Origin of the sequence: Streptomyces thermocarboxydus, from assembly GCF_024760485.1 — a bacterium.
GTDB classification, from domain to species: Bacteria; Actinomycetota; Actinomycetes; order Streptomycetales; family Streptomycetaceae; genus Streptomyces; species Streptomyces cellulosae.
In genome coordinates, this window is the sequence record NZ_CP058273.1 from 1,868,788 (window position 1) to 1,884,845 (window position 16,058).

Consider the following 16,058-nt stretch of genomic DNA (forward strand, 5'->3'; position numbering starts at 1 on the left):
GCCACCGACGGGCCGCAGCTGGCACCCACCAATGACGAAGCCACGCGTCCGTCGCCGCGGGCGACCGGGCTGAGCGCCGTGACGAAAATGCCGCGCCGCGGGGGTGCCGCTTCGCCCACCCGTGCCGCCCCAAGGGGCACGACTGCCCGCAGCGGCGGAGACGCCCTTCAGGGGCGCGGGGAACTGCGCGACCAACCCCCACCGCCCCCACCCGCCGACGACACCCCGCCTCACTCCGCCAGCGCGCCCCGCACGAAGTCCCGCCACCGGAGTGTGAACTCCTCCGGCGTCACCCCCAGCACACGCCCCATCGCATCCTCGACAGCCCCTTCCCGCCCCTCATGCGCCCCCACCGCGCGATAGAACTCCCCCAGCTTCTCCTCGCCCCACCGCTCCGCGATCATCCTGCACGCCAGCCAGCTCCCCTCGTACGCCCGCGCCAGCCCCTCCGCGTCCCCGGTGAAGCCGAAGTCACCGTCCTCGGGCAGCGCGTCCGGCACCTCCCCCCGCCCCACGGCGTGGGCCAGTTCCGGCGCGGCCTCGGCGGCGGTGCGGCCGGAGCCGCGGTAGCCGACCCAGTCGGCGTACCCCTCGGAGAGCCACAGCGGTGTCGCCGCCGAGGTGTGGGCGCGGGTGGCGACATGGGCGGTCTCGTGGGTGAGGACGACCTGCCGCCCCGAGTCGCCCAGCAGCCCGAAGGCATCCGGGTTCACGATCACCCGGTCCGCGGGCGCCCGCGGCCCGCCTCCCGTCGCCCCGGTGGTGACGGCCGCGATGCCCCGGTAGGAGGACGGGGGCGAGCCCAGGAGGCCCGCCATGTCCTCCAGGGTCTCCGGGACGAGGACGACGACGCCGCGGTCCCACGCGGAGCGCCAGGCGTCGGAGACGGCGGGCACGGCGCGGTCGGCGAGGGCGGCGTAGTCGCGCAGGGTCTCCTCGGACTGCCCGACGCCCAGCACCAGACTGTGCTCGCCGCGCACGGCCTGCGCGCGGCCCTGGTCCCAGAGCTGCTGGCCGGACTTCTCGGCGGGGCGGTCGGACTCCACCGACCAGTGCCCGTCGCGGTCCCGGCTGAGGCTCAGGGTGCGGGCGGTGACGACCGGGGAGCGGTCGTGGCCGTCGACCCGGTAGCTGAGGTCGGCGGCGGCGGTGGCGTGGTCGCCGGTGCGGTCCAGGGCGGTGAGGCGGTAGGACCAGTCGGCGAGGGGCACCGCGCGCAGGTTGTCGAAGCCGTCGCGGGTGCCGGTGCGGGCGAAGGCGGCGGCGTCCCGGTCGAGGACGGCCTCGGCGCGCCGGTCGAGGAGGGACTGCACCTCCGCGCGGGCGGCGTCCACGGCGGGGCCGCCGCCGCATCCCACGAGGGCGGCGAGCAGCAGGCACAACGCCGCCACCGCCGCCTGCGAAACCCGCGTTCGACCGGCCACCGTTCCGAGGGTACGGGCGCGGGACCGCGGGAGTCAGACCCTGGTGACCGAGGAGACCGGCATCATGCCGACCGGGTCGTAGCGCACGGGCGCGCCGGGGTACGGGGCGTGGATCACCTGGCCGTTGCCCATGTACATCGCCACGTGGGAGGCGTCGGCTCGGTAGAGGACCAGGTCGCCGGGGCGGGCCTCGGACAGCGGGACCTGCCGGCCGGCGTACCGCTGGGCCTGCGAGGTGCGCGGCAGCGCGACCCCGGCCTGCGCGTAGGCCCACTGCGTGAGACCGGAGCAGTCGAAGCCGTGGGGGCCGTTGGCGCCCCACACGTAGGGCCTGCCGAGGGCGGAGCGGGCGGCGGCGACGGCGGCGGCCGCGCGGCCGGAGGCGGGGGCCTCTCCGGGGCCGAGGAGGTCGGTGCGGCCTGAGCGGGAGGCGCGGTCCCAGGCGGCGCGTTCGGCGGCCGGGAGGGAGTTGAGCAGCCGGCGGGCCTCGGCGAGCTTGTGCTCCACGGTGCGTTTGTGGGTGGCGGCGGCCTTGCGGCTGCGTTCGAGGGCGCCGAGCCTCTTGGAGGCCTCGGCCCGGTCCTGGGACAGCGAGCGCAGGGTGCCGCGGAGCTTCCTCAGTTCGGCGGTCTGGTGGACGCCGATGCGGTCGAGGACGGACGCCTTGCGGAGGTAGTCCTCCGGGTCCTCGGAGAGCAGCAGGGAGAGGGCGGGATCGAGGCCGCCGGAGCGGTACTGGGAACCGGCGAGCGAACCCAGCGCCTCCCGCATGGAGTTGACGCGCTGCTGTTTGCGGGCGATGCCGTCCTGGGCGTCGGCGATCTCCCGGCGCAGGGCACCGGCGCGCTCGTCGGCCGCGTTGTAGGCCTCGGTGGCCTTCTCCGCCTCGCGGTAGAGACGGTCGACCTCGGCCCGGGTGTCCTCCTGGGGTGCGGCCGTGGCCGGTACCGCGCCGAGGGCGGTGGCGGCCGCGGAGAGCAGGCCCAGGGCGAGGGCGGTGCTCCGCTCGGACCCTGAGGACGGTGCGGTACGGCGATGGGACCCCACGGGAAGTCGCGCTCCTTCCGCTGGCGGACAGGGAAACGCGGCAGACAGTAGCCGTCGGGGCGGCCCGCGGAGCCACGGCCAGGGCGGCACACACGGTGACGCCCCGCCGTTGACCTGGGTCGCGGCGGGGCGTGGGGGTGGTGCGGGGCCTCCGGGAATCCCCCGAACGGGGGCACCCGGGGGCGATGTCCGGCAGGGCGGACCCCGGTGGGTCAGACGCGGACGCCGAACATGAAGGGGCCGCCGATGGTGTTCATCGACTCGTAGCGCACGACGGTGCCGGTGCGGGGGGCGTGGATGATCTGGCCGTTGCCCGCGTAGAGGCCCACGTGGTGCAGGTCGTTGAAGAAGAACACCAGGTCGCCGACCTTGAGCTGGTCCACCGAGTAGATCTTGGTGCCGGCGCCGGTCTGGGCCTCGGAGGTACGCGGGATGCCGACGCCGGCCTGCGCGTACGCCCAGGAGGTCAGGCCCGAGCAGTCGAAGGAGGACGGGCCGGTGGCGCCGTAGACGTACGGGGTGCCGAGCTTGCTCTGCGCGGCGGCGAAGGCGGCGGCGGCGCGGCCGGAGCCGGCCGGGACGTTGCCCGAGAGGGCGTCACGCATGCTGTCGCGGGTGGCGCGGTTCTGCTCCTCGGCGAGCTTCGCCTTCTCCTCGGCGGTGAGGGTGTTGAGCAGCTTCTGCGCGGAGGCCAGCTTGGCCTGGACCTCCTTCTTCTTCTTGCCGAGCTCGGCCCGGGTCGAGGAGAGGTCCTTGAGCTTCTCGGCGGCCTCGGCGCGCTGCTGGGCCAGTTCGCGCTGCTTCTCCTGGATCTTCTTCAGCGAGTCGACCTGCTGGGCGCTCAACTGGTCCAGGGTGGACGCCTTGTCGAGGTAGTCGTCCGGGTCGGCAGAGAGGAAGAGCTGGACGGAGGGGTCGATGCCGCCGCTGCGGTACTGGGCGCTGGCCATCGAACCGAGGCCGTCGCGCAGGTCGTTGAGCTCCTGCTGCCCCTTGGCGACGTTGTCCTGGATGGTGGAGATCTCCTTCTGGAGCTTCTCCTGCTTCTCCTTGGCCCCGTTGTACTTCTCGGTGGCCTGCTCCGCCTGCTCGTAGAGCTTGTCGACCTTGGCCTTGACCTCGTCCTTGCTCGGCTTCTCGCTGGGGGCCGCGTTGGCGGCCTGCGAGCTCATGACGACGGCAGCAGCGGCAGCGGTGGTGAGCACGGTCACGCGTGCGCGGCTCGGCTGCTTGGGACGACGGTGGGACGCCACGGAGACGAGCTCCTTCTCGGGAGAGTGATCGCGCGAGCGAGGGTTCGAAGGCAGACCCTAGTGATTCTCTTGTGATCAGTTCAAATCCCCGGGCACAAAATCTCCGCTACAGCGCGTTTATTACGTGACAACTCACCTGCAGTGACGCCGTCCTGACGCTACGTTGCGTGAGGGTTCCGTCAATTCAGGCATTGAGCCTGTACGTTACACGAGGGACGGAAGTGCTCAGATACTAAGAAAGCCTTTTGAGGAGCACGGCGGACGCGACGGGGCGCGCGCCGGCGCGTGCGACCCCGTCGGCGACCTCACGGTCGGTGGAGGCGACGATGACGGGCCGCCCCGGCGGCTCGGCGCGCACGAGCTGGCGGATCAGCTCGTCGGCGGTGACGCCCGGCTTGGAGAACAGCACCCGCACCCCGCGCGGCGGCGCCAGCAGCACCGGCGCGGCCAGTTCGGCCCCGTCGAAGACGCAGGTGACCTCGGCGCCGGTCTGGGCGGCGAGCTGCGCGAGCTGGCCGAGCAGCCGCAGCCGCTGCTTCTCCAGCGGCATCTGCGGATAGCCGGTCTTGGTGACGTTGTAGCCGTCGACCACCAGATGCGCCTGCGGCAGGGCGAGGAGCTGGTCGAGGACGGCCGGGTCGTCCTCGGACAGCGCGCGGGCGGCGATGTCCTTGGGGGTCATCCGGCCCGGCTCGACGGCGTCCACGGTCTCCGCGGGCCGCACGGAGACGGGAGGCAGCGCCAGTTCGCGCCGCAGCCCCTGGGCGGCGTCGAGGACGGTGTCGAGCAGCAGCCGCACACGCATGTCCTCGACGCTGCGGCCTTCACGGGCGGCACGGCGGGCGGCCTCCAGGGCGGCCTCGGTCTCCCCGAGCCGGGCCTTGAGGCGCCGGGACTCGCTCTCGGCGGCGGACACCTGGGCCTGGCTCTCGGCGCGCACCGCGTCCATCTCGCCGCGCAGCTTGCGCAGGGCGGCCTCGCCGCGCTTGACGTCGGCGAGGGCGGACCGCAGCTTGCGGTGCAGGGAGTCGGTCTCCTTCTTCGCCGCGTCCAGCTCGGCGCGCAGCCGCTCGGTCTCGGAGCGGGTGTGCTCGCGGGCGCGGTCCAGTTCGGCGCGCAGCCGCTCCAGCTCGGCGCGGGTCTCCTCGTCGGCGCGCTCGGCGTCGGCGCGCTGCGCCTCCTCGCCGGCGGCGGTGACCAGCTTGACCCAGCCCGGCGGGCGGAGCACGTAGGCCGCGGCCGCCACATCGAGCGGGTCCGCGGCCGGGGGCGGGGAGCCGGAGTCCAGGGCGCCGGTCAGTTCCGGCTCGGCCTCTCTGAGCTTCTCCCCGATCCGCTGCCGGAACAGCGGATCGGTCTCCAGCGCCGCGGCCATCGCGTTCCCGGCGAACTTGGCGCGGCGGGTCGGGGTGAACCGGGCGTACTGCCGCAGCTGCGCGGGAAGCTCGGCGACGGTGAGCCCGCCGAAGCCGTCCGCGACGATCTGGACGACCCTGCGGCGCACCCCGTCGGGCAGCGGACGGTCGAGCACCTCGGCGGCGCCGTCCTGCGGCCCCCCGCCCGTGGTCTCCACCATCCGTCACACCCCAATGCCTGTGTGCGGCCCCGTCCGCGGGGTCGCCGTCAGCGGGGCCCGCCCCTTGTCAGGAGCCGGCGCCCGGCCTGTCCACGAGTTCCACCTGGTCCACGGCGTTGCACCAGCGGCACCGCACCGACTCGATCGTCTCATCGAGCACCTCGCGCTCCTCGACCTTGGGCTCTCCGGCCAGATCGAGGTGCACGTACTCGACGACCTTCGACGAGCGGGTGACGTCGAAGCGGGTGAGGTTGCCGCAGAGGGTGCAGCGCCACCGCGTCGAGTCCGTCGGCAGGGGAACCGTCATCGTGGCTGTTCGCCTTTCTCCAGTGTCCTTGACGCACCGGGCGGCCGGTGCGTGTGGCTCGTAACCCTACGGCCTGCCGGGCCCGCGCCGCCCGCCCGTCCACGGCGGCGAGGCGATTCGCGCGGGTGCGTCCGGTTACGTCATGCTCTGTACCCATGATCCGCAACTGGACCGCGTCGGCGGCCGGGGCGCTGAGGACCACGCCCGCCCCGGTCACCCGCACCCTGATCGTGCTGTGCTGCCTGGTCTTCCTGATCGGGCCGGCCTCGGAGCTGCACCCGGGGCACGGTTCCGGGGACGAGCTGCTCGCCGCGCAGCGTGACTACTTCCGCCGCTGGGGCGTGATCCCCGCAGACCTGTTCGACGGGTCCCCCGCGGCCGCCCTCACGCCCGCCACGGCGCTCTTCGTGCACGGAAGCTGGGTGCATCTGCTGGGCAACATGCTGTTCCTCCACGTCTTCGGGCCGATGACCGAGGCACGGCTGGGCCGGGTGCGGTTCACCCTCTGCTACGCCGGCTGCGGCTACCTCGCCCTGCTGGGGTACGCGGCCGCCAACACCGGCTCCGAGCGGTCCCTGGTCGGTGCCTCGGGGGCGATCTCGGCGCTGCTCGGAGCCTTCCTGTTCCTGTTCCCCCGCGGGCGGGTCACCAGTCTCCTGCCGTTCGCCTTCTTCCTGCCGGTACGGCTGCCGGCGTGGGCGGTGCTGCCGTTCTGGGCGGCGCTGCAGTGGGCGGCGGCCGGGCGCTCCGCGGAGGGCGGGCCGGGGGTGGCGTACCTGGCGCACCTGGTCGGGTTCGCGCTGGGCTTCGGCTGCGCATGGGTGTGGCGCGGCGGGGCGACTACAGTGAAGTCCGCCCCTGCTCCGGCCCCCGAGGGAGAGAACCAGCCGTGATCACCGCGATCGTCCTCATCAAGACCAGCGTGGACCGGATCCCCGAGATCGCGGAACAGATCGCCGCGCTGGACAGCGTCAGCGAGGTCTTCTCCGTCACCGGCACGTACGACCTGATCGCGATGGTGCGGGTGCGGGAGCACGAGGATCTCGCCGAGGTGATCCCCGGCAGGATCAGCAAGATCCCTGGTGTCGAGGGCACGGACACGCATGTGGCGTTCCGGACCTACTCGCAGCACGATCTCGAGGCGGCCTTCGCCATCGGGCTGGACAACTGACCGTCCCGGGGCTCCGCCCCGGACCCCGCTCCTCGAATGCCGGAGGGGCTGATTCAGCCCGTCCGGCGTTCGAGGACGTGGCCCTCGGACGAGGTCACGCCCGCCCGGACGGGTCCGGCACGCACCGCCCGTCCACCGTCCGGTACGTCCACCGCGCTCCGTCCCGCACCAGCTCCCGCACCGCCCGCACGAACCGTGCGACATGCTCTTCCGGCGTCCCGGCGCCGAGACTCACACGGATCGCGTTCAGCGCCCCCGCCTCCGGCGCCCCGCACTCCCCCGCGCCGCCCGTGTCGCCGCCCAGCAGCCTCCGCACCAGCGGGTGCGCGCAGAACAGCCCGTCCCGGACGCCGATGCCGTACTCGGCGGACAGCGCCGCCGCGAAGTGGGAGCTGTTCCAGCCGTCGACCACGAAGGACAGCACCCCGACCCGGGGCGCGTCATCGCCGAACAGGGACAGGAAGCGCACTTCCGGCACGTCCGCCAGCCCCTCCCGCACCGCGCGCACCAGCACGTCCTCCCGCTCGGCCAGCGCGTCGAACCCCGCCTCGGTGAGCGCCTTGCAGGCGGAGGCGATGGCGTAGGCGCCGATGACGTTGGGCGAGCCGGCCTCGTGGCGGGCGGCGGTCTCGTGCCACTGGACGTCCACTCCCCCGTCCTCGCGCCGGGCGACCGTACGGCTGGCGCCGCCGCCGGCGAGGTACGGCTCGGCCGCGCGGAGCCAGTCGGCGCGGCCGGCCAGGACGCCGGAGCCGAAGGGCGCGTACAGCTTGTGCCCGGAGAAGGCGACCCAGTCGACGCCGAGGTCCCGCACGGACACCGCGCGGTGCGGGGCGAGCTGGGCCGCGTCGAGGACGATGCGGGCGCCGTGCGCGTGCGCGGCGGCGGCGAGTTCGCGGACCGGCCACAGCTCGCCGGTGACGTTGGAGGCGCCGGTGACGCAGACCAGGGCCGGGCCGTGGGGGTCGCGGTCGGCGAGGGCGCGCTCCAGGGTCTCCACGGCCTGCGCGGGGCTGTCGGGGGCGTCGAGGAACGTCACCCGGCCCGCTCGCCGCCACGGCAGCAGCGCCGCGTGGTGCTCGGTCTCGAACACGAAGACCTCGCAGCCGTCGGGGAGGGCGGCGGCGAGCAGGTTGAGGGAGTCGGTGGTGGAGCGGGTGAACACCAACTGGTCGTCGGCGCGGCAGTCGAGGAACTCGGCGACGGTCCGGCGGGCGTTCTCGAACAGGTCGGTGGAGAGCTGGGAGAGGTAGCCGGCGCCGCGGTGGACGCTGCCGTAGTAGGGCGCGTAGGCGGCCACGTCGTCCCAGACGCGCTGGAGGGCGGGGGCGCTGGCGGCGTAGTCGAGGGCGGCGTAGGTGACCTCGCCGCCGGTGACGAGAGGGACGGCGACGTCCCGGCCGAGGACGGGCAGCGGGGCGCAGACGGACGGCTCGGCGGCGACGGTGGAGGTTTCGGCGACGGTGGCGGCAGCAGCAGGCATGACGGAACTCCCGTAGGCAGGGGGATTCCTCGCGCGAGCGGGCGGCCCGACAACGGCGCGCGCTCCAGCGCGGAGGTGAAAGTGAAAAGGGGATGCGGAAGCGGGGCTCGGAGCCCTAACTCATTCGCTTGCTCACAGAGAACTCCTCGACGACCAGGACCCCTGGTGTGCGAGGGGTCCGCGCTTGCCGTGAGCCCTGCTGCTCACGGCCTGGTCTTCACCCGGGGCACCCCGCCACGGACGGAGGGTTGCCGGACAGCCGGCCGGGGCCTGATGGCTGTCACTCATGACCTGAGAGGGAACGTACGTGAGGTGACGGCCGTCCCGCAACCCGTATCCGGATGGCGGGACGGCCGTACCGCGTCTACGCGTTGGTGGCGGCGACCCAGCGGTCGAGGACGCGCCTGGCGGCGCCGGAGTCGATGGACTCGGCGGCCTTCTCCATACCGGCGCGGATCTGCTCGGTGAGCGTGCCGCTGCCGGGCTCCAGGGCCACCAGCGCCGCCGCGGAGTTCAGCAGCACCGCGTCCCGTACGGGGCCGCGTTCGCCGTCGAGGAGGCGGCGGGCGACCTCGGCGTTGTAGGAGGCGTCGGCGCCGCGCAGCGCCTCCACCGGGACCAGCTCGACGCCGACGTCACGCGGGTCGAAGGTCTCCTCGGTGACCTTGCCGTCGCGGACCACCCACACCCGGGAGGTGCCGGTGGTGGTCAGCTCGTCCAGGCCGTCGTCGCCGCGGAACACCAGGGAGGAGTGGCCGCGTCCGGCGAACACCCCGGCCATGATGGGCGCCATCCGGGCGTCGGCGACGCCGACCGCCTGCGCCTTCACCTTCGCCGGGTTGGCGAGCGGGCCGAGGAAGTTGAACACGGTGCGGACGCCGAGCTGGCCGCGGGCGGCGGCCACATGGCGCAGCGCCGGGTGGAACTTCACCGCGAAGCAGAAGGTGATGCCGGCCTCCTCGGCGACCTCGGCGACCCGGCGCGGGGTGAGTTCGAGGTTGACGCCCAGCTTCTCCAGCACGTCGGAGGCGCCGGATGCGGAGGACGCGGCGCGGTTGCCGTGCTTGACGACCTTCGCGCCGGTGCCGGCGACGACGATCGAGGACATGGTGGAGATGTTGACCGTCTTGGCGCCGTCGCCGCCGGTGCCGACGATGTCGACGGTGGCGCCGGGCACCTCGATGACGTTGGCGTGGTCGTAGAGCGCCCGTACGCAGCCGGTGATCTCGTCGACGGTCTCGCCCTTGGCCCGCAGGGACACCGCGAACCCGGCGATCTGCGCGTCGGTCGCCTCGCCGCGCATGATCAGGTCCATCGCCCAGGCGGCCTCGTCGGCGGTCAGGTCGCGGCCGTCGAGCAGGGTGTTCAGCAGGGCGGGCCAGGAGCGGCCCGCCGCGGTGTCGCCTCCAGCGGGGGTCACAGCGCTCATGGTCGCTCCTGACGGTCGTAACGGGTCGTCGGGGACCGGAAAGGTCCCGCACCCACCCTATCCAGCCCGGGACACGGCGAAGGGCCCCCGTCCGCAGAACGGACGGGGGCCCTTCGCTGTCGTGTGGCGACGTGTGGAGCCTCGGGGATCAGTGGTGGCCGTGGCCGCTCGTGATCTCCTTGTACTCCTCGACGGTCGGCTTCGGGATCTGCGACTCCTCGCCGTAGAACCCCTTGCTGAGCTTCGCGCGCAGCTTCTCGGTGGCCTTCACCTTGCGCCGGACGCCGTTCTCGTCGACCTCCGGGCCGAGCTCGAGCGGCTTGGGCTGCTCGTGCGCGGTGAGGGTGTACAGCTGCTCCTGGCTGAGCGGCTCGTGGACCTCGATGAACTCACCGTGCGGCAGGCGCTTGATGATGCCCGACTCGCGGCCGTGCAGCACCTTCTCCTTGTCCCGGCGCTGCAGGCCGAGGCAGATCCGCTTGGTGACGACGAACGCCACCACCGGGGCGACGAAGAACGCGACCCGGACGAACCAGGTGATGGCGTTGATCGACAGGTGGAAGTGCGTGGCCCAGATGTCGTTGCCGCCGCCGACGAGGAGCACGAAGTACAGCGTGATCCAGGCGACGCCGAACGCGGTGCGCGTCGGGGCGTTGCGCGGGCGGTCCAGGATGTGGTGCTCGCGCTTGTCGCCGGTGACCCAGGACTCGATGAACGGGTACACCGCGATGGCGACCAGGACCAGCGGGAAGATCATCAGCGGGATGAACACGCCCAGGACGAGCGTGTGACCCAGGAAGTTGATCTCCCAGCCCGGCATGACACGGATCAGGCCCTCGGAGAAGCCCATGTACCAGTCCGGCTGGGCGCCGGTGGACACCATGTCCGGGCGGTACGGGCCGAGCGCCCAGATCGGGTTGATCGTGGCGATCGCCGAGACGGCCGCGAGCACACCGAAGACCAGGAAGAAGAAGCCTCCGGCCTTGGCCATGTACACCGGCAGCAGCGGCATGCCGACCACGTTCTTGTTGGTCTTGCCGGGGCCCGCGAACTGCGTGTGCTTGTGGTAGAAGACCAGGATCAGGTGCGCCACCACGAGGCCGAGCATGATGCCCGGCAGCAGCAGGACGTGGATCGAGAAGAACCGGGCCACGAAGTCGTCGCCGGGGAACTCGCCGCCGAAGAGGAAGAACGAGATGTACGTGCCGACGATCGGCACGGACAGGATCGCGCCCTCCATGAAGCGGATACCGGTGCCGGAGAGCAGGTCGTCCGGGAGCGAGTAGCCGGTGAAACCGGTGAACATGCCGAGGACGAACAGCAGGAAGCCGAACAGCCAGTTGATCTCACGCGGCTTGCGGAACGCGCCGGTGAAGAACACGCGCATCATGTGCACGAACATGCCGGCCAGGAAGACCAGGGCCGCCCAGTGGTGGATCTGCCGGATGAGCAGACCGCCGCGGACGTCGAAGCTGATGTCCAGCGTCGACTTGTAGGCCTCACTCATCAGCTGGCCCTGCAGCGGGATGTAGCTGCCGTGGTACTCCACCTCGTTCATCGACGGGTGGAAGAACAGGGTCAGGTACACACCCGTGAGGATGATGATGAGGAAGCTGTAGAGGCAGACCTCGCCCAGCATGAACGACCAGTGGTCGGGGAAGATCTTGCGCATGTTGGCCTTGGCCAGGGAGTAGATCCCCAGCCGGCCGTCGGCCCAGTCGGCGACCCGCTCGCCGGCCGGCGCCTTCCCGCGTGCGCGGGATTCGGTGCTCGTCGTAGTACTCATCCGCGCTCCCAGAAAGCAGGGCCGACGGGCTCGTCGAAGTCGCCGAGCGCCTCGAGGTAACCCTCGTCGTTCACGCCGATGCGCAGCTGCGGCAGCGGGTGACCGGCGGGACCGAAGATCACCTTGGCACCGTCGGAGAGGTCGAAGGTGGACTGGTGGCAGGGGCACAGGGCGTGGTGCGTCTGCTGCTCGTACAGGGAGATCGGGCAACCGACGTGGGTGCAGATCTTCGAGTAGGCCAGGATGCCCTCGTGCGACCACTCCAGCGAACGCTTGTCCTTGATGTCGTCCGGCTGGATGCGGACCAGCATCAGGGCGGCCTTGGCGATCTCCGTCTGGAACTCGTGGTCGTGCTCCTCCAGGCCCTCGGGCTTGGCGAAGGTCAGCGAACCCACGACCAGGTCCGACGGACGCAGCGGCTCGTTGGTGTTCATGTTGACGAGCAGCTTGCCCTTGGACCACAGGGTGTGGCGCAGCTTCGTGCCGGGCAGCGGGCCGAGGTCACGCAGCAGGACCACGCCGGAGAGCGGGAACAGGGCCAGCGCGCCGAACATGGTGTTGCGGATCAGCTTCCGGCGGCCGAGCGCCGACTCCTTGGCGCCCTGGCGGAAGTCGTCCATGACCTTCGCGCGGGTCTCGGGAGCGGCCTCGATCGGGTGACGCTCGTCGGCCAGCTCATGGTCCGACATCAGCGTGCGGGCCCAGTGGACCGCGCCGGCGCCGATGCAGAACAGGGCGAGGCCGAGCGTCATGCCCAGCGCGAAGTTCAGCGCGCTGATGTGACCGATCGGCCAGATGAAGACCGACTTGTCGACCGGGATGGTCACGTACGAGGCGATGAAGCCGACGGTGGCCAGCATCGACACCGTGAACAGCAGGGCGACCACACGCTCGGACCGCTTGGCGGCCCGCTCGTCGATGTCCTGCACCCGCGGCTCGTGGGGCGGGAGGCCCGGGTCTGCGAACGGGTTCTGCTCGTCCGCGAGCTTCACCGCGCCCTGGCTGGTGTCCTGCGCTGCGGGCAGGTTCTCTTCGGGAATGTCTTGGCTACTCATGACTTCTTGGCCTTTGCGGTCCGAGCGGCGACCCAGACGGCGACCGCGATCAGCGCGCCGAGTCCGAAGACCCAGGCGAACAGACCCTCGGAAACGGGGCCGAGGCCGCCCAGCGACAGGCCGCCGGGGCTCTCGGTCTCATCGCCGTTGACCGCGTTCAGGTACGCGATGACGTCCTTCTTGTTCTGCTCCGACAGCGTGGTGTCGGGGAAGGAGGGCATGTTCTGCGGGCCGGTGAGCATGGCCTCGTAGATGTGCTTGGGCGCGACGCCCTCCAGGCTCGGGGCGTACTTGCCGTGCGTGAGCGCACCGCCCTTGCCGGTGAAGTTGTGGCACTGCGCGCAGTTGTTGCGGAACAGCTCGCCGCCCTTGGCCGCGTCGGCGCCCTCGGGGCCGTACTGCTCCTCGGTCGGGACGGCCGGGCCGGCGCCCAGGGAGGCGATGTACGCCGCCAGCTGGTCGATCTCGGCCTGGGAGTAGATGTTCTTCTTCCGCGGGACCTGCGCGCCCTGCGAGGTGGCGGCCGGCATACGGCCGGTGCTCACCTGGAAGTCGACCGCCGCGGCGCCCACGCCCACCAGGCTCGGGCCGTCGGACGTGCCCTGACCGCCGGTGCCGTGGCAGCTCGCGCAGCCGACGGTGTAAAGCTTCTTGCCCTCCTCGATGGTGAGGGACTGGGCGGTTTCGTCGGCCTGCGCCTTGTCCGCGGGTGCGAACACGGCGTACAGCCCCCCGGTGCATGCCAGCGCGAGGAGTAGGACGACGAGCGCCGCCAGCGGATGGCGTCGTCGTGCGGAGAGCTTTTTCACGGATTACCCCGGTGTCAGGATCTTCTGCGTCGATGCTTCTGTTGGGTGCGCTGCGGTCAGCGCGCGCGGATGAGGGCCCGCCTACTTGATCATGTAGATCGTGGCGAAGAGGCCGATCCAGACGACATCGACGAAGTGCCAGTAGTAGGACACGACGATGGCCGCGGTCGCCTGCTCGTGGGTGAACCTCCGGGCCGCGTAGGTCCGGCCCAGGACCAGCAGGAAGGCGATCAGGCCGCCCGTCACGTGCAGGCCGTGGAAGCCGGTGGTCAGGTAGAAGGCCGAGCCGTACGGGTCGGAGGAGAGGGACAGTCCCTCGTGCTTGACCAGCTCGGTGTACTCGAAGACCTGGCCGCCGATGAACACCGCGCCCATGATGAAGGTGACGATGAACCAGCCCCGGAGCTTCTTCACGTCACCGCGCTCGGCGGCGAAGACGCCGAGCTGGCAGGTGAGCGAGGAGAGCACCAGGATCGTGGTGTTCGTCGCCGAGAACGGGAAGTTCAGCAGGTCGGCCTTCTCCGACCAGAAGTCGGGTCCGGTCACCGATCGCAGGGTGAAGTACATCGCGAAGAGGGCCGCGAAGAACATCAGCTCGGAACTCAGCCAGATGATGGTTCCGACGCTGGTGAGGTTCGGTCGGTTGACCGACGGGTGCGCGTGCCCGGTGTCTACTGTCGTTGCTGTCGCCACGCCGACATTATGTCGGTCGCTTATCCCGCCCTCACTCCCGGGGGTGCCGTTCGGTGTGTTCGCCCCTCCTGGACTGCCCGTATGGCCCATGGGAGCCCCTTTCGAAGCCGTGTCCGAACCGGTGTTGACGGGCGGTCCGAGGGGGTAGCATCCGCGCCATCGGTACCCGAAGTTCCCGACAGAGCCGTGCCCTCTCTCTCTTACGCGTGGAGGAACAATGCAGGCGACCGCCACGGTGCTGGTCTACAGCGACGACGCCAACACCCGGGAGCAGGTGCGGCTCGCCACCGGGCGGCGGCCGGCACCGGACGTGCCCCTCGTGGAGTTCGTCGAGTGCGCGACGCCGGCGGCCGTGCTCACGGAGCTGGACCGGGGCGGCATCGACGTGTGCGTGCTGGACGGCGAGGCCGTGCCCATGGGCGGCATGGGGCTGTGCCGGCAGATCAAGGACGAGGTCTTCAACGCCCCGCCGGTGCTGCTGCTGATGGGGCGCCCGCAGGACGCCTGGCTGGCGACCTGGAGCCGCGCGGAGGCCGCGGTGACGCTCCCGGTGGAGCCGGTGGAGTTCGCGGACGCCCTGGCTTCGCTGCTGCGCCGGAAGGCGCTGGCGGGCGCCTGAGGCCTCCGCGCGGGCCCGCGCGGCCGACGGGGCCGCCGGTCCGCCCGTGGGCGGTCGCGGCGGCCCTGCGTGTTTCATACGGCCGCGGGCCGCAGCCGTGCCGCCTGCTGTGCGGTGTCGGGGGTCTTCCCGCTGCCCGTGAGGGCGCTGCCCTCACGCCACTTGTCCCAGGTCACGTTCCAGTCGCCGAAGCCGTTGCCGAACGGCTCCATGGTGTCGCCCTCCGAGTTCACGACCTCCACCAGGTCGCCCGGGCGGAAGGTGTCGAAGAACCACTCGGCGTTGGCGGTGCTCATCCCGACGCAGCCGTGGCTGACATTGGCGTAGCCCTGCGAGCCGACCGACCAGGGGGCGGCGTGCACGTACTCGCCGCTCCAGGTGACCCGGGTGGCGAAGTGCACATCCAGGTCGTAGGACTCGGAGGAGCCCTCGGCGATGCCGACGGTGGTGCTGCGCATGCGTACGAAGCGTTCCTTGGCGAGCACCACCTTGACGCCGTTGCGGGTCTCGAAGCCGGGCTTGCCGGTGGTGACGGGGATCTGCTTGATCTCCTCGCCGTTCTTGTAGACCGTCAGCTGGTGGGCGGCGGCGTCCGTGACGGCTATCACGCGGTCGCCGGTGCGGATGGTGAGCGGTTTGGCCGCGTCGCCGCGCAGCCGGTCGCCGACCTTGATGCCCTCCAGGTTGCTGCGCACCCGGACGGTGGCGTTGGCCGGCCAGTACTCCTTGGGCCTGAAGTGCAGCTTCTTGTCGTCGACCCAGTACCAGGCGCCGCTGACGGACGGCGTGGAGTCGACCTTCAGGCCGCGTTCCACGACAGCCCGCTGCGCGGGGTCCTTGACCGGTTCGCTCAGCTCCGCGACGAGCGGCTGTCCGACGCCGTACGTGCCCGCCTCGGGGCCGAAGGTGACGCCCAGTCGCTTGGCGGCGCCGGGTTTGCCGGTGGTGAAGGTGAGGACCTTGCGGCCGGGTCTGCCGTCCTCGTCCTCGGTGCTCACCCGGACCGTGTACTCGGCGGAGGCGGCCAGCGCGGTGGTGCTGTGCCAGCGGCTGCCGTCGGCGGCCAGTTCACCCGCCAGGTGCCGTCCGGAGGCGTCCACGACGACGACGTCGGTGATGCGCCCGTCGGAGTCCTCTGCGGTGATCTCGAGGGGCTTGTCGGGGTCGGCGGGCTTGCCCTCGTCGAGGGAACCGCTGAAGGAGATCTGGTCCGCCGCGTCGTACGGCTCGGCGGACAGCGGGCTGCCGTCTGAGGAGCAGCCGGTGACGCCCGCGCCGAGGGCCGCCACCAGCAGCGCGCAGCCGGCGAGGCGGGCCCGCGGGGCGCCCGGGCCGGTGCGGGGGGACTCTGTGTCTCTCATGGCCTCACGTTAGGGAGCCGGGCGGCCCCCGGCTCACCGGGCGGC

The 16,058-nt window shown here is 71.6% G+C and carries 15 protein-coding genes and 1 riboswitch; of the genes, 3 read left to right on the forward strand and 12 right to left on the reverse strand.

Annotated elements, in window-relative coordinates; genetic code table 11:
• Positions 1 to 230 precede the first annotated feature (230 nt).
• The 5 genes from AY578_RS08730 to AY578_RS08750 form a co-directional block, all read right to left on the reverse strand.
• Complete coding sequence (locus tag AY578_RS08730; RefSeq protein WP_037954014.1) at positions 231 to 1,424, reverse strand: lipoprotein; 1,194 nt, start codon at positions 1,422 to 1,424, stop codon at positions 231 to 233.
• Positions 1,425 to 1,457: 33 nt separating this feature from the next.
• On the reverse strand, positions 1,458 to 2,471 hold the full coding sequence (locus tag AY578_RS08735; RefSeq protein WP_019521999.1) for a C40 family peptidase: 1,014 nt from the start codon (positions 2,469 to 2,471) through the stop codon (positions 1,458 to 1,460).
• 212 nt (positions 2,472 to 2,683) lie between these two features.
• The gene (locus AY578_RS08740; protein ID WP_028960797.1) at positions 2,684 to 3,724 is read right to left on the reverse strand and encodes a C40 family peptidase; all 1,041 of its coding nucleotides are present in this window, start codon (positions 3,722 to 3,724) and stop codon (positions 2,684 to 2,686) included.
• Between the two features lie 232 nt (positions 3,725 to 3,956).
• Complete coding sequence (locus AY578_RS08745; RefSeq protein WP_019522001.1) at positions 3,957 to 5,300, reverse strand: NYN domain-containing protein; 1,344 nt, start codon at positions 5,298 to 5,300, stop codon at positions 3,957 to 3,959.
• 67 nt (positions 5,301 to 5,367) lie between these two features.
• Positions 5,368 to 5,607: a hypothetical protein gene (locus AY578_RS08750; protein ID WP_019522002.1), complete on the reverse strand. Its 240-nt coding sequence runs from the start codon at positions 5,605 to 5,607 to the stop codon at positions 5,368 to 5,370.
• A gap of 155 nt (positions 5,608 to 5,762) precedes the next feature.
• On the opposite strand from AY578_RS08750, the gene AY578_RS08755 reads away from it, so the two are divergent.
• Together AY578_RS08755 and AY578_RS08760 are read left to right on the forward strand one after the other, a co-directional pair.
• Entirely contained in the window at positions 5,763 to 6,500 is a 738-nt protein-coding gene (locus tag AY578_RS08755) for a rhomboid family intramembrane serine protease (protein ID WP_258902232.1), read from the forward strand.
• Entirely contained in the window at positions 6,497 to 6,778 is a 282-nt protein-coding gene (locus AY578_RS08760; protein WP_019522004.1) for an Lrp/AsnC family transcriptional regulator, read from the forward strand. The genes AY578_RS08755 and AY578_RS08760 overlap by 4 nt, the downstream gene beginning before the upstream one ends.
• 94 nt (positions 6,779 to 6,872) lie before the next feature.
• Here AY578_RS08760 and AY578_RS08765 read toward each other — a convergent pair whose 3' ends face one another.
• The 6 genes from AY578_RS08765 to ctaE all read right to left on the reverse strand — a co-directional run bounded on the left by AY578_RS08765 (position 6,873) and on the right by ctaE (position 14,033).
• A complete protein-coding gene (locus AY578_RS08765; protein ID WP_028960799.1) occupies positions 6,873 to 8,261 on the reverse strand; it encodes an aminotransferase class V-fold PLP-dependent enzyme in 1,389 nt (462 codons plus the stop codon).
• 175 nt (positions 8,262 to 8,436) lie between these two features.
• A riboswitch (SAM riboswitch) is annotated at positions 8,437 to 8,553 on the reverse strand.
• A gap of 72 nt (positions 8,554 to 8,625) precedes the next feature.
• Positions 8,626 to 9,690: an anthranilate phosphoribosyltransferase gene (gene trpD, locus AY578_RS08770; protein WP_019522006.1), complete on the reverse strand. Its 1,065-nt coding sequence runs from the start codon at positions 9,688 to 9,690 to the stop codon at positions 8,626 to 8,628.
• A 148-nt stretch (positions 9,691 to 9,838) separates the two neighbouring features.
• Positions 9,839 to 11,476: a cytochrome bc1 complex cytochrome b subunit gene (gene qcrB, locus AY578_RS08775; protein WP_019522007.1), complete on the reverse strand. Its 1,638-nt coding sequence runs from the start codon at positions 11,474 to 11,476 to the stop codon at positions 9,839 to 9,841.
• The gene (qcrA, locus tag AY578_RS08780; protein WP_026243390.1) at positions 11,473 to 12,531 is read right to left on the reverse strand and encodes a cytochrome bc1 complex Rieske iron-sulfur subunit; all 1,059 of its coding nucleotides are present in this window, start codon (positions 12,529 to 12,531) and stop codon (positions 11,473 to 11,475) included. The genes qcrB and qcrA overlap by 4 nt, the downstream gene beginning before the upstream one ends.
• On the reverse strand, positions 12,528 to 13,340 hold the full coding sequence (qcrC, locus tag AY578_RS08785) for a cytochrome bc1 complex diheme cytochrome c subunit (protein ID WP_028960800.1): 813 nt from the start codon (positions 13,338 to 13,340) through the stop codon (positions 12,528 to 12,530). The genes qcrA and qcrC overlap by 4 nt, the downstream gene beginning before the upstream one ends.
• Positions 13,341 to 13,421: 81 nt before the next feature.
• Positions 13,422 to 14,033: an aa3-type cytochrome oxidase subunit III gene (gene ctaE / locus AY578_RS08790; protein ID WP_026243391.1), complete on the reverse strand. Its 612-nt coding sequence runs from the start codon at positions 14,031 to 14,033 to the stop codon at positions 13,422 to 13,424.
• 217 nt (positions 14,034 to 14,250) lie between these two features.
• Between ctaE and AY578_RS08795 the strand changes: the two genes are divergently transcribed.
• The gene (locus tag AY578_RS08795; protein WP_019522011.1) at positions 14,251 to 14,652 is read left to right on the forward strand and encodes a response regulator; all 402 of its coding nucleotides are present in this window, start codon (positions 14,251 to 14,253) and stop codon (positions 14,650 to 14,652) included.
• A gap of 74 nt (positions 14,653 to 14,726) precedes the next feature.
• Here AY578_RS08795 and AY578_RS08800 read toward each other — a convergent pair whose 3' ends face one another.
• A complete protein-coding gene (locus AY578_RS08800) occupies positions 14,727 to 16,013 on the reverse strand; it encodes a L,D-transpeptidase (RefSeq protein ID WP_215048371.1) in 1,287 nt (428 codons plus the stop codon).
• Positions 16,014 to 16,058: the final 45 nt, after the last annotated feature.